11 protein-coding genes and 1 rRNA gene are annotated in these 12,735 nt (G+C 71.1%); 4 read left to right on the top strand and 8 right to left on the bottom strand.

Going from position 1 to position 12,735, the window contains the following annotated elements:
- The 7 genes from BKD30_RS15000 to BKD30_RS14970 form a co-directional block, all read right to left on the bottom strand.
- A 16S ribosomal RNA gene (locus tag BKD30_RS15000) occupies positions 1 to 147 on the bottom strand; the annotation flags it as partial.
- A 519-nt stretch (positions 148 to 666) separates the two neighbouring features.
- A complete protein-coding gene (tyrS, locus tag BKD30_RS14995) occupies positions 667 to 1,926 on the bottom strand; it encodes a tyrosine--tRNA ligase (protein WP_076705902.1) in 1,260 nt (419 codons plus the stop codon).
- A 121-nt stretch (positions 1,927 to 2,047) separates the two neighbouring features.
- Positions 2,048 to 4,375 (bottom strand): HelD family protein, encoded by a 2,328-nt coding sequence (locus tag BKD30_RS14990; protein ID WP_235861735.1) that lies wholly within the window; start codon positions 4,373 to 4,375, stop codon positions 2,048 to 2,050.
- 192 nt (positions 4,376 to 4,567) lie between these two features.
- Positions 4,568 to 5,131 (bottom strand): adenine phosphoribosyltransferase, encoded by a 564-nt coding sequence (locus BKD30_RS14985; RefSeq protein ID WP_076705883.1) that lies wholly within the window; start codon positions 5,129 to 5,131, stop codon positions 4,568 to 4,570.
- 70 nt (positions 5,132 to 5,201) lie between these two features.
- A complete protein-coding gene (locus BKD30_RS14980; RefSeq protein WP_076705898.1) occupies positions 5,202 to 5,927 on the bottom strand; it encodes a DNA-3-methyladenine glycosylase in 726 nt (241 codons plus the stop codon).
- 140 nt (positions 5,928 to 6,067) lie between these two features.
- Complete coding sequence (gene argH, locus BKD30_RS14975; protein ID WP_083956590.1) at positions 6,068 to 7,585, bottom strand: argininosuccinate lyase; 1,518 nt, start codon at positions 7,583 to 7,585, stop codon at positions 6,068 to 6,070.
- Positions 7,578 to 8,867 (bottom strand): argininosuccinate synthase, encoded by a 1,290-nt coding sequence (locus tag BKD30_RS14970; protein ID WP_076705881.1) that lies wholly within the window; start codon positions 8,865 to 8,867, stop codon positions 7,578 to 7,580. The genes argH and BKD30_RS14970 overlap by 8 nt, the downstream gene beginning before the upstream one ends.
- Before the next feature lie 196 nt (positions 8,868 to 9,063).
- Between BKD30_RS14970 and BKD30_RS14965 the strand changes: the two genes are divergently transcribed.
- The 4 genes from BKD30_RS14965 to BKD30_RS14950 all read left to right on the top strand — a co-directional run bounded on the left by BKD30_RS14965 (position 9,064) and on the right by BKD30_RS14950 (position 11,890).
- Complete coding sequence (locus tag BKD30_RS14965; RefSeq protein ID WP_076705879.1) at positions 9,064 to 9,477, top strand: phage holin family protein; 414 nt, start codon at positions 9,064 to 9,066, stop codon at positions 9,475 to 9,477.
- Positions 9,474 to 9,758: a DUF3618 domain-containing protein gene (locus tag BKD30_RS14960; protein WP_076705877.1), complete on the top strand. Its 285-nt coding sequence runs from the start codon at positions 9,474 to 9,476 to the stop codon at positions 9,756 to 9,758. The genes BKD30_RS14965 and BKD30_RS14960 overlap by 4 nt, the downstream gene beginning before the upstream one ends.
- Before the next feature lie 127 nt (positions 9,759 to 9,885).
- Positions 9,886 to 11,373: a cryptochrome/photolyase family protein gene (locus BKD30_RS14955; protein ID WP_076705875.1), complete on the top strand. Its 1,488-nt coding sequence runs from the start codon at positions 9,886 to 9,888 to the stop codon at positions 11,371 to 11,373.
- A gap of 1 nt (position 11,374) precedes the next feature.
- Positions 11,375 to 11,890, top strand: coding sequence for a 2'-5' RNA ligase family protein (locus tag BKD30_RS14950; RefSeq protein ID WP_076705873.1), 516 nt, complete (start codon positions 11,375 to 11,377; stop codon positions 11,888 to 11,890).
- Positions 11,891 to 12,127: 237 nt separating this feature from the next.
- Here BKD30_RS14950 and BKD30_RS14945 read toward each other — a convergent pair whose 3' ends face one another.
- Positions 12,128 to 12,634, bottom strand: a complete 507-nt coding sequence (locus BKD30_RS14945; protein ID WP_076705871.1) for a DUF2867 domain-containing protein — start codon at positions 12,632 to 12,634, stop codon at positions 12,128 to 12,130.
- Between the last annotated feature and the right edge of the window lie 101 nt (positions 12,635 to 12,735).

Genomic DNA, 12,735 nt, shown 5'->3' with positions numbered 1-12,735 from the left:
TTATCCCAGAGTCAAGGGCAGGTTACTCACGTCTTACTCACCCGTTCGCCACTAATCCATGGTGCAAGCACCACATCATCGTTCGACTTGCATGTGTTAAGCACGCCGCCAGCGTTCGTCCTGAGCCAGGATCAAACTCTCCGTCAAAAAACAGAAAAACATGAACCCAGCCTCGACACCCAACCACCACGGGGGTGGCAGCCAAGCGCCAAAACCAGTAAAAACTGGCATCAACAAACAAAACAACACACTATTGAGTTCTCAAACAACAGACACGTATCGAATACTCGCGATTCTCTCGAATCCGCTTTCCTCGTCGTTTCCGATGATCCGACTTTATTTCATTGGTTTTTCATCTGTCAAATCCGCGCTCCTGCGCCGATCCGTCTCGATGATCAACTCCTCACCCACGTCGATAAGTCGGCTCCTTCGGATCCGCACTCGAGGCGCGACCCGACGAACCGAACGATCGTCGTGGGTTGGTGCCCGCTCCAGCCGATCCGGTCGGAGATCGTCAACGCTGAGGTTGTGCTCCGTGTGGATCGCGCTGCCCGGCAGGCGACTCGAAGAACACTACGCTGATCGCTGCCGCCGTGCAAATCCGTCGGAACGCCCGGGCGTGTCGCGCTGCGTCAGGGGCACGTCGTCCGGTCAGGCGCCGCGCTGCTACCCGGCGCTGAGCTCGGCCACGGCCTGGTGACGCTTTCCCCGGCGCACCAGCAGGTACCGCCCGTGCAACAGTTCCGCGACGTCGACGACATGGTCCACGTCCGTCACCTTGCGGTTGTTCACATACGCCCCGCCGTCGCCGACGGTGCGCCGGGCGTCCGAGTTCGAGCCGGACAGGCCGGTCGCGACGAGGAGATCGACGATGCCGAGCCGGCTGCCGTCCACCCGCGCGCGCGGCAACTCGGCGGTGGCCGCCCGCCAGGTCGATTCGTCGATCGCGGTCAGATCACCCTGACCGAACACCGCGGTGGACGCGGCGATGGCCGCCTCGGTCGCGGCCACCCCGTGCACCAGGGTCGTGACCTCCCAGGCGAGCACCTTCTGCGCCTGTCGCAGCTGCGGCCGTTCGGCCACCCCGACGGCGAGCTCCTCGATCCGGTCCCGATCCAGGAAGGTGAACACCTTCAGCATGGTGACCACGTCGGCGTCGAGCCGGTTGAGCCAGAACTGGTAGAACGTGTACGGGCTGCACATGGCCGCGTCGAGCCAGATGGCGTTGCCCTCGCTCTTGCCGAACTTGGTGCCGTCGGCGTTCGTGATCAGCGGCGTGCCGATCGCATGCACGCCGCGGCCCTCGACCTTGCGCACCAGTTCGGTGCCGCTGGTGAGGTTGCCCCACTGGTCCGAACCGCCGGTCTGCAACGTGCACCCGTACTGCCGGTACAGCTCGAGGAAGTCCATCCCCTGGAGGATCTGGTAGCTGAACTCGGCGTAGCTGATGCCCTCCTCCGAGTTCAGCCGGGAGGCGACGATCTCCTTCTTGATCATGGTGCCCACCCGGAAGTGCTTGCCGACGTCCCGCAGGAAGTCGATCACACTCATCGGTCCGGTCCAGTCCAGGTTGTTGACCATGCGCGCCGGGTTGGGGCCGTCGAAGTCGAGGAACCGGCGCACCTGCGCCTGCAGGGAGCCGACCCACTCACCGACGGTCTCCTTGGTGTTCATGGTCCGCTCCGCCGAGGGCCGTGGATCACCGACCAGGCCGGTCGAACCGCCCACCAGAGCGAGGGGGTGGTGCCCGGCAAGCTGCAGCCGGCGCATCGTGAGCAGCTGGACGAGGTTGCCCAGGTGCAGCGACGCCGCGGTGGGGTCGAAGCCGCAGTAGTAGGTCAGCGGCTGCCCGTTCAGCGCCTGCTCCAGCTCCGCCTCGTCGGTGCTGACCTGGACCAGGCCGCGCCAGCGCAGCTCCTGCCAGATGCCGGGAAAACTGTCGTCGTTGCGCTGGGGTGTCGGGGCCGGCTGGGTGGCCGGGGTCGAGGACGGATCCGGCGAAGGACCAGAGGAGGGCGCGACGGTCACGGGCACGCGGTCCACGGTATCAGCCGGCATGGCGCTGACCACTGTCTGCTGAGCCGGTCGCGCGCACGGCCTGCTCCAGCCCGGCGGGCCAGCCCGAACTGCTGATCAGCCGCAGTCGCCGGGTGGGCCGGGTCATCGCCACGTACAGGTCACCGGGCCGCCCGCCGACGTCCGCGATGAGCTGCCGCGGTTCGACCACGACGACGGCGTCGAACTCGAGTCCCTTCACCTCGACCGGGTCGAGCACGACGACGTTCTGGTCCACCGATCCGGCTCCGCCGCCGACCCGCGGCCCCCACCGTTCCTGCAGTGCCGTGCGCAGGCCGGGTACGAGTGAGGCGGGCGCGACCACCGCGACGAGTCCGCCGTCGACGGCGTCCATGTCCTCCGCCACCGCCTCGACGACGGCGTCCGGCAGATCCCCCACCCGGCGTTCTGGCTGCAGCAGCGGCGGCCAGTCCCCGACGCGCACCGCTTCCGGCTCGGAGACCTGGGCGCCCGTGGCGCGGGCCACGGCCACCGCGGCCTCGGCGATCTGCGCGGGGGTGCGGTAGTTGACCGTCAGCTCCCGCAACGTGAAGCGGCCCCCGACGAACGGGGCGAGGGCCTGCGCCCAGGAGGCGGCGCCGGCCGCCGCCGAGGTCTGGGCGATGTCCCCGACGATGGTGAACGACTTCAGCGGACAGCGACGCATCAGCAACCGCCACTGCATGGGGGAGAGCTCCTGGGCCTCGTCGACGATGACGTGACCGAACGCCCACGTCCGGTCCGCGAGTGCCCGCTCGGACGTGGTGCCCGCCGTCTCCGCCGCCGTGTTGTGGGCGACGACGTCCTCGGCGGAGAGCATGCCGTCGACGCCCGCGTCAGCCAGCGTCTGGTTCATGTTCTCCAGCGCCTTCTCGGCGTTGGCCAGGTCCCGGGTGCGGGCGGCGTCCCGGGCCGCCGCCTCCCGCTCGGCGGACGCGTCCAGGTCGCCGAGCAGCTCGGCCGCCTCGTCGAGCAGCGGCACGTCCGCCTCGGTGAAGGGCACACCGGGCTCGCGCAGCAGGGCGCGCCGATCCTCCGGCGAGAGGAGCTCACCGGCCACGGCCTCCAGTTGGGCGGACCGGCTGAGCAGCTCGTCGACCAGCTTCTTCGGGGTCAGCGGCATCCACGACAGGTTCAGCGCGACGCGCACGTCCCGCGACGTGCGCACGTCTTCGGCGAGCCAGGCGCGTTCTCCGGTGTACTCCTGTCCCGAGGAAGCCTCAACCTTCTGCATCAACTGGTCCGTCAACTCGCGGAGCAGGATCTTGATGAACGTCAGGCGCGCCTCGTTGTGCGGCTTGCCGGTGGCCCGCGCCCGGTCCCGGGCCCGGGCCACCTGCCGGGGCGTGAGCGTGAGCGTGAAGCCGTTGACGTCCAGCCGGCGCGGCTCCGCCGGCACCCGCTGCCGGTTGTGCACGGCGGCGGCGATCACGTCGGCCATCGCGAGCCCCCCCTTGATCCTCGCCACCGTCGGATCCGTCTCCGGCACCGCGTGCAGGTCGGGGAGCAGGGAGGCCGGGCTGGTCATGATGACACCGGTCTCGCCGAGGGAGGGCAGCACCCGTTCGATGTAGGTGAGGAAGGAATCCGACGGGCCCACCAGCAGCACGCCGGACTTCGCCAGCCGGTCGCGGTGGCTGTACAGCAGGTAGGCGGCGCGGTGCAGGGCGACGGCGGTCTTACCGGTCCCGGGTCCGCCCTGGACGACGAGCACACCGGGCAGTGGCGAGCGGATCACGGCGTCCTGCTCGGCCTGGATGGTGCCGACGATGTCACCCATCCGGCCGGTGCGGCGTTCGTTGAGCGCAGCGAGCAGTGCTCCCTCACCGGGAACGACGCCGTCCTCCCCCAGCATGCCGGGGTCGAGCACGTCGTCCTCGAGCGCGCGCACGGTACGCCCGCGCAACATCAGATGACGACGGCGGCGCACGCCCTGCCGGTCGAAGGCGGTGGCCTGGTAGAAGGTGCCGGCCTCCGGGGCGCGCCAGTCGACCATCAGCCGCTGCAGGTCCTCGGTGGACATACCGATCCGGCCGATGTAGCGGGCCTCCCCGGAGTCCATGTCCAGCCGGCCGAAGACCAGGCGGTCCTCCACGGCGTAGAGCTGTGCGAGCCGGTCCTCGTAGAGCGTGGCGAACGCGTCACGCTCGGAGACGTTCTGTGCGGAGCCGACGGCCCCCGTGCGGCGCACCTGGGCGAGCTGTTCGGTCTTCTGCACCCGCATCTCGTCGAGTCGCTCGTACAACTGCCCCACGTACTCACGCTCGCGTCCGAGCTCACGCTCGAGGGTGTCGTGCCGGTCTTGCACGCGATCAGTCACGCGTCGATCCTCCCGAATACGGACCGCGCTCGGCGTCGCCCACGCCGGCCCGGCGCGAACGGAGCACCGGTCACGGTCGCCCCCAACGGACTGTCCATAGTACAACTGGTCGATGTGCCCGGACCGGTCGGCACGGCCGGGCCCGGTGGACCGGCGTGGACCGGCGGGTATCCGGTCGGCGCGGGACGGTGCTCAGGTGCGGATCAGGGACCGGACGCGGTGGCCACCGAGGCGGCGGCGCCCCCGCAGCTCGGTCAACTCCAACACGACGCCGAAGCCCGCGACGGTGATGCCGGCGCGCCCGAACAGCTCGGCCGCGGCGGAGAGCGTACCACCGGTGGCCAGCACGTCGTCGAGCACGAGCACCCGGGACCCGGGCGGCAGGTCGTCCGTGTGCAGCTCGAGGGTCGCGGTGCCGTACTCGAGCTCGAACTCGGCGGAGTAGGTCTGCCGGGGCAGCTTGCCGGCCTTGCGCACGGTGACGACGCCTGTGCCGCTCGCGTAGGCGGCGGCCGCCGCGAGCAGGAAGCCGCGGGCCTCGACCCCGGCAACGGCGTCGAAGGACCCGGCGAACGGTTCGACGAGCGCGTCGACGACGGCGCGCAGGGCACGCCCGTCCGCGAAGACCGGCGTCAGGTCCTTGAAGTGGATGCCCGGCTCGGGGAAGTCCTCCACGGTGACGAGCAGCCGATTGATCAGCTCGTCGACCGGCTCCCTGGCGGGTGTGCTGTCAGGCGTACTCGGGCGTGTGGTCACCGACGCAACGATACGTGCGCAGTGCGTCGCGACCGCATTCCGGTGTCCGCTCCCGTCATCGCACGATTCGTCATCGCACGACCCGGCGTCGACGCACGGCGGGCCGGTAGGGCGAGACGGTCGGGTCACCGGTGAGCCAGAACCGCCACGGGTAGTCGTGGCTGCCGCCCGGGCCGCTGACGCCGACCCGGGGGCCGGTGCTGATCGCGTCGTCCCCGACGTCCTCCGTCGGGCGGTGCAGCCGGACCGTGCGGACCGGGTCCGTGGTCCCGTCGGCGACCTGCCGGGGGTCCTCGACGCCCGGGGCGATGGGTACGCCGTTGTCGCGTAGGTGCAGGCCGAGGGCCCGCGCGAGTCGTGCCGGCCCGCGGGCCAGGTCCCGGTCGGGCTGCTGCCGATCGCCGGCCACGCCGGTTCTCGCCGTGGACGGACGCGTCGCCGCGTCCCGGCGACGTCGGGCGGTCTCGACGCCGTCGATCACCTCCCCCGCCCGCAGCAGCACGCCGGTCGCCACCCCTTCGGTCCCGCACACGACGTTGGCACAGTGGTGCATTCCGTAGGTGAAGTAGACGTACAGGTGACCGGCCGGACCGAAGAGGACGGCGTTGCGCGCGGTGCGGCCGCGGAAGGAGTGCGCGCCCGGGTCCGGTGCGGCGGATTCCCGCTCTCCCAGGTACGCCTCGGTCTCGGTGATCCGGACGGTGACGGTGCCCGCGTCGGTGGTGGTCGTGATGGTGCCGCCGAGCAGGCGCGGTGCGACGGTCAGCGCGTCACGGGCGGCGAGCCAGCCCGTCAGGTCCTCGGGCACGTCGAGAGGGGACACCGGGTTCACGTTACCGGCGTCGCGGCGGCGGCTCACGTCGCCGACGGTCCCCACGCGGCCGGTTCCATCCCCCGGTTCGCGTGAGTCCGCCGGTTCCGCCCTCCGCATCGGGGTCAGTGACCGAACCCCCGGACCGCGTCGAGCTGGGCGTGCAGAGCGGTCAGCTGCGCGTCGACGGCCGCGGGGGCGGTGCCGCCCTGACCGGATCGGCTGGTCAGCGACCCCTCCGTCGAGAGGACCTGGCGCAGGTCCGGGCTGAACCGGTCGGAGATGGCCGTGTAGTCGTCGTCGGACAGGTCCCACAGTTCCACGCCGCGGGACTCGGCGAGCTTGACGGCCTCGCCGGAGAGCTCGTGCGCCTGCCGGAACGGCACACCGGCCCGCACCAGCCACTCCGCGACGTCGGTGGCCAGCGCGAAGCCCTGCGGGGCGAGCTCGGCCATCCGGTCGGTGTGGAAGGTGAGGGTCGCGATCATCCCGGACACCGCGGGTAGCAGCAGGGCGAGGGTGTCGACGGCGTCGAACACCGGTTCCTTGTCCTCCTGCAGGTCCCGGTTGTAGGCCAGCGGCAGCCCCTTGAGCGTGGCGAGCAGGCCGGTCAGGTCCCCGATCAGCCGGCCCGCCTTGCCGCGGGCGAGCTCGGCGACGTCCGGGTTCTTCTTCTGCGGCATGATCGAGGAGCCGGTCGAGTACGCGTCGTCGAGCGTGACGAAGCCGAACTCCTTGGTGGCCCACAGGATGACCTCCTCGCTGATCCGGGACAGGTCGACGCCGATCATGGCGGCGACCCACGCGAACTCGGCGTACACGTCCCGCGACGCCGTGCCGTCGATGGAGTTGTGCACCGCGGAGGCGAAGCCGAGTTCGGTGGCGACGGCGTTCGGGTCGAGCCCGAGCGAGGACCCGGCGAGCGCGCCCGACCCGTAGGGGCTGACGGCGGCGCGGGTGTCCCAGTCGACCAGGCGCTGCACGTCCCGCAGCAGCGCCCACGCGTGGGCGAGCAGGTGGTGCGCGAGCAGCACCGGCTGCGCGTGCTGCAGGTGGGTCCGGCCCGGCATGGCCGCGGACCCGTGGGCCTGCGCCTGCCCGACGAGCGCGTCGATGGTCGCGAGCACCCCGGACGCGACGGACCGGGCGGCCTCCCGGAGATACATCCGGCCCAAGGTGGCGATCTGGTCGTTGCGGGAGCGCCCCGCCCGCAGTCTGCCGCCGAGTTCGGGGCCGACCCGTTCGATCAGGCCCCGCTCGAGCGAGCCGTGCACGTCCTCGTCGGACTCCGCGGCGACGTAGGCGCCGGAGGCGACGTCGGCGTCGAGCGCGTCCAGGCCGGCGAGCATCCGCGCCAATTCGTCGTCGTCGAGCAGGCCGACCGTGTGCAGCACCCGGGCGTGCGCACGGGATCCGGCGATGTCATGGTGCGCGAGCCGCCAGTCGACGTGCGTGGACTTGCTCAGCGCCGCGAGCGCGTCCGCTGGTCCCCCGGAGAACCGGCCGCCCCACAGGGCGCCCTCGTTGGTGCCGTGCGAGCCCGAACCGGGCGTTCCGGCACCGGGAACTCCAGGACCCGATCCGCCAGCATCGGGGGTCACCGAACCCGGGGTCACCGGATCGGGGGTCACCGGCTCAGGCATCGTGGCCGGCGTCCTCGGTCGCTGCCCCGCTCGCACCGGCGCCCGCCGTGTTCAGCGTCGGCACCGCAGAGAGGTCCGGGCTGCCGCCGACCCGCTGCTCCCGCTCCGAGGCGACCTTGGCGGAGAGTCCGTAGATGTCGATGAAGCCGCGCGCACTGGACTGGTCGAACGCGTCGCCGGTGTCGTAGGTGGCCAGCGAGAAGTCGTACAGCGAGGTCTCGGACCGGCGGCCCAGCACCGTCGCCCGTCCGCCGTGCAGCTCGAGCCGGATGTCGCCGTTGACATGGGTCTGCGTGTCGTCGATGAAGGCGTCGAGCGAGTGCTTGAGCGGGGAGAACCACTGGCCGTCGTAGACCAGCTCGGTCCAGCGCTGGCCGACGGTCTTCTTGAACCGGGCCTGCTCCCGCTCGACGGTGACGTTCTCCAGCTCGCGGTGCGCGGCGATCAGCGCCATCGCGCCGGGTGCCTCGTAGATCTCCCGGCTCTTGATGCCGACCAACCGGTCCTCGACGATGTCGATCCGGCCCACGCCCTGCGCGCCGGCCCGCCGGTTCAGCTCCTCGATCGCCTGCAGCGGGGTGACGGCCACGCCGTCGAGCGCGACCGGCACGCCGGCCCGGAACGCGATCTCCACGACGTCGGCGACGGGCGGGAAGGCCGGGTCGTCGGTGTAGCTGTACACGTCCTTGGTGGGCTGGTTCCAGATGTCCTCGAGGAACCCGGTCTCGACCGCCCGGCCCCAGACGTTCTGATCGATGGAGAACGGGTTCTTCTTCGTCGTCTCGATCGGCAGATCGTTCCGCTCGGCGAAGTCGATGGCCTTGTCCCGGGTCAGAGCGAGGTCGCGGACCGGGGCGATGCAGGTCAGGTCCGGGCCGAGGGTCTGGATCCCGACCTCGAAGCGGACCTGGTCGTTGCCCTTGCCGGTACAGCCGTGCGCCACCGTGGAGGCGCCGAACTGGCGGGCCGCGGACACGAGGTGCTTGACGATGACGGGCCGGGAGAGTGCCGAGACCAGCGGGTACGCGTCCATGTAGAGAGCGTTCGCCTTCAGCGCCGGCATGCAGTAGTGCTGCGCGAACTCGTCGCGGGCGTCGGCGACGTAGGCCTCCACCGCGCCGCAGTCCAGGGCACGCTGACGGACCGTCTCCAGGGACTCCCCACCCTGTCCGACGTCGACCGCCACGGCGATCACCTCGCTGCCGGTCGCCTCGGCGATCCAGCCGATGGCCACCGACGTGTCGAGGCCTCCGGAATACGCCAGCACGATCCGCTCGCTCACTGCACTCTCCTCCTGGATGACGATGCACGTTCCTGCAAAACTATACATTGAGATGAGGATTTATGCATGAGGTCCGCGTTGTCGGGGTCGCTCGACGCGAGGCGCGTCGGGGTGTTGCCGTCCCCGAGGACCGAACGTAGCGTGGTGTTCGAGCCAGGTGCAGCCAACTGTCGACCATCCGCGGGAGGAAGCCATCATGAGTGAGCCATCGCGCGACCGCACACCGGACGAGCAGCCGATCACGGAGTTGGTGTCACAGCTCACGGAGCAGATGACTCAACTCGTCCGGGACGAGGTGCAGGTCGCTCGAGCCGAGTTCACGGAGAAGGGGAAGCACGCCGGCCGGGCAGCGGCCATGTTCGGCGGTACTGCCCTGCTGGCGTTCTACGTAGGCGAGGTGCTGATCGGCTCCGCCCGCGCGGGACTGGATCGCATCATGCCGCGCTGGAGCAGCGCTCTGCTGGTCTCCAGTGCGCTGTTCGGGGCTGCCGGTGTCGCCGCGGCGGCCGGCTGGCGAGAACTCCAGCAGGTCACGCCGGTCGTCCCGGATGCTCTGGCCACCAACCTGTCTCGCGACGTCGAGACGATCAAGGAGAACGCGCAGCGATGACCTCACCCATCGGATCTTCGTCGCCCGGCCCGCAGGGGTCCGCCGCCCGCGACGCGCAGATCGACGCCGGCCGGACCCGAGCGGAACTCGGGCGCACGGTGGGCGCGCTCTCCGACAAGATGGACGTCAAGGCCCAGGCCCGGAGGAGGGTCGGCGCCCTGACCGACCGGGCACCCGGCATCCTGCGCCGTGCGGCGTCCGTCCTCCGCGACCGGCGGGTGGCGCTCGCGGTCGCCGCCGCGGTGGCCCTCCTGGCGTGGCGGCGCCGCCGCCACCGTTGAGTCGTCGCCACCCCGTCGCCCGGCATCGGTGCGCCGGGACGGCCGGGCGGCAGCAGATCGCCGGCGCCACCGGCGATGAGAATCGCTCGGGCTCGGTCGTGCGCCGTGGGCTCACGGCGAGGCACCGATGAGCAGGACATCCCCCCACGTGCGGCTGATCTACCCGCACCAACTGTTCACCGCGCACCTGGCCGCGGAGCCCGGCACCGTCATGCTCCTGGTCGAGGACGACCTCTACTTCCGGCAGTTGCCGTTCCATGCGCAGAAACTGGTCCTGCACCGCGCGAGCATGGACCGGTTCGCCGAGCGGCTGCGGGACGCCGGGTTCGACGTCGAGATCCTGCGGACCGACGTGCAGGCGCCGACCGCTCCCCGGCTGACCCGGACGATCCGGGCGCTGGCCCCGTCCCGGGTGACGGTGTACGACGTCGTCGACGACTGGCTCTCCCGGTCCTGCGTGGCGTCGCTGGCCGAGGCCGGCCACCCGCTCGGCCCCGGCGACGTGCTGGAGACTCCGAACTTCCTGACCACCCGGGCGCAGATCGACGACTGGTTCGCCGGTGGCCACCGGGCGCGGATGCAGGCGTTCTACACGTGGCAGCGGCGCCGCCTCGACGTTCTGGTCGACGGGCAGGACCCCGTCGGTGGGAGGTGGTCCTTCGACCCGGAGAACCGGCGCAAGCTGCCCCGCGGCCACGTCGTGCCCGGCGTGAGCTGGCCGGAGCGGCATCCCGCGGTGACCGCGGCGATCGCCTGGGTCGCCGACGAGTTCCCGGACGCGCCGGGCAGCGCGGAGTCCTTTGCCTGGCCCACCAGCCATGACGAGGCCGAAGCCATGCTGGACGAGTTCCTCGAGCAGCGACTGCCGCAGTTCGGCCCCTACGAGGATGCCATCGCCCGCGACCACCCGTTCCTGTATCACGCGGCGATGAGCCCGGGCCTGAACAGCGGGCTGCTCGACCCCGCGGACGTGCTCGAACGGGTGCTCGAAGCCGGGCACGACGACGCCGTCCCGCTGGCCTCGCTGGAGGGTTTCGTCCGGCAACTGATCGGCTGGCGCGAGTACATGCGCGCCACCTACCGCCGCTGGGGGCGGAGCATGCGCACGGCGAACGCGCTGGGCCACACCCGCTCGCTGGATCCGGGTTGGTGGACCGGAACCACGGGGTTGGAGCCGGTCGACCACGTGATCGGAGGCGTCCTGGAGCGCGGCTGGGCACACCATATCGAACGACTGATGGTGCTGGGCAACGCCATGTGCCTGCTGCGTACCGACCCGGTGGACGTGTACGAGTGGTTCATGGCCCTGTTCGTGGATGCGTACGACTGGGTGATGGTGCCCAACGTGCACGCTATGAGCCAGTACGCCGCCGGCAACGCGATCACCACCAAGCCGTACGTCTCCGGCAGCCACTACCTGACCACGATGTCCGACTTCGGGCCCGGCGACTGGCGGGCCGACTGGGACGGGCTGTACTGGTCGTTCGTCGCCGACCACCGGGACACCTTCGCCTCCAACCACCGCTCGGTGATGGTGCTGCGGCATCTGGAGGGGATGGACGAGAACACCCTGGCCGGGCACCGCGAGCGCGCGCAACCGTACCTGGCGGACTGAGATGCCAGCACACTCGATCGAGTTCACCCTGGATCCCGACGCCGACGACGCCGTCCGCTCCGACTGGGACGCCCTGCTGGGCGCCGACCTCCCGTCCGCCGGAGCGCACCGCTCCGCAAGCAACCGGCCGCACGTGACCGTGATCGCCGCGACATCGGTGCCGGCCCGACTGCAGGACGAGGCGGTGCGCCGTCTCGCGCCGCTGCTGCCCCTGCCGGTGCGGTGGGGCGGCCTGGTGCTGTTCGGCGCCCGCCGACTGGTGCTGGCCCGGCTGATCGAGGTGGACCGGGCACTGACCGACGTCGTGCACGGCCTGCAGGAGGAAGCCGTCGACGTCGCCGCCGACCCGCATCGCGCCTGGGTGCCGCACGTCACCCTGTGCCGGCGGCTGGATCCGGTCCGGGTCGGCGACGCGCTGGGCGTGCTGCCCCTGGTGCCCGAGGCGGCGCCGTCGTTGCTGGGGCTGCGCCGGTGGGACCCGGAGGAGCGGACCGTCACGCCGCTGGCGGGAGCGTGACGCGTCCCGGTCCCGCGTTGACTCCCGGTCCCGCGTTGCGTCCCGGTTCCGCGTTGCGTCCCGGTCCCGCGTTGACTATTGAATTTCGGGGCTCTCCCGGGCAATTTCTGCCCCGAAATTCGATAGTCAACGTGCGGCAGAGGTGCGTGCTATCCCGGACGTCCGAGCACAGCGTCACGGCGATGGTCAGTCCGTCAGGACCCGCCCGCGTAAGGCAGCCGGGTCAGAGCCGACAGATCAGCCTCGCTCGGCGGCGCGGGCCATGCCGCGCAGCATCGCCGCGAAGACGACGCGGTGCGCCGGCAGCTGCGTGTACCAGTAGAGCCGGCCGGCGACGCCGCGGGGCGCGAAGGTGATGACCTGCGTCAGGTGGCAGCCGACGGTCGACGCGGTGTCCGTGGAGTCGGACGCCGACGGGTGCCGCACGACTCCCGCCTCGCACGGCGTGACCGTCAGCGTCATCCGGGCGGTTCCCGGCATCCGCATCTGGGCTCGCAGGGTCAGCGAGCGGCCCGGGTCGATCGCCTCGACGACCCAGAAGTCGACGACGTCGCCGGCGCGCAACGGCCGGTCGGGCCGACCGCGCATCCCGGGCCCGCCGGCCAGCCGGTCCAGCGCTGCCCGGAAGCGCCAGAGTCGGGTGAACGCGTACCACCCGGCCGGGCCGCCGACGCCCTCGACGACGGTCCACGTCCGTGCGGCACTGGCCCGGACGACCCGCGTTCGGCGCTCGCCCAGCGTCACGACGGCGTCTTCACGATGACGCTCTCCCGCCGGCGGCCGACACCGCGGCCGGGATCGGTGCGCAGGCCCGGTCCCGGGACACGCCGGGGGGCGGCAGCCGA

The organism is Tersicoccus phoenicis (assembly GCF_001968835.1).
Lineage (GTDB): Bacteria > Actinomycetota > Actinomycetes > Actinomycetales > Micrococcaceae > Tersicoccus > Tersicoccus phoenicis.
The sequence above is the reverse complement of the archived record's forward strand: the minus strand, read 5'-3'. Positions and strand labels throughout refer to the sequence as shown.

Excerpts from the sequence above, each read along its gene's own strand:
- BKD30_RS14960 (WP_076705877.1), top strand. The coding sequence starts at position 9,474 with ATGACCTCACCCATCGGATCTTCGTCGCCCGGCCCGCAGGGGTCCGCC.
- BKD30_RS14950 (WP_076705873.1), top strand. The coding sequence starts at position 11,375 with ATGCCAGCACACTCGATCGAGTTCACCCTGGATCCCGACGCCGACGAC.
- argH (WP_083956590.1), bottom strand. The coding sequence starts at position 7,585 with ATGCCTGAGCCGGTGACCCCCGATCCGGTGACCCCGGGTTCGGTGACC.
- BKD30_RS14965 (WP_076705879.1), top strand. The coding sequence starts at position 9,064 with ATGAGTGAGCCATCGCGCGACCGCACACCGGACGAGCAGCCGATCACG.
- BKD30_RS14955 (WP_076705875.1), top strand. The coding sequence starts at position 9,886 with ATGAGCAGGACATCCCCCCACGTGCGGCTGATCTACCCGCACCAACTG.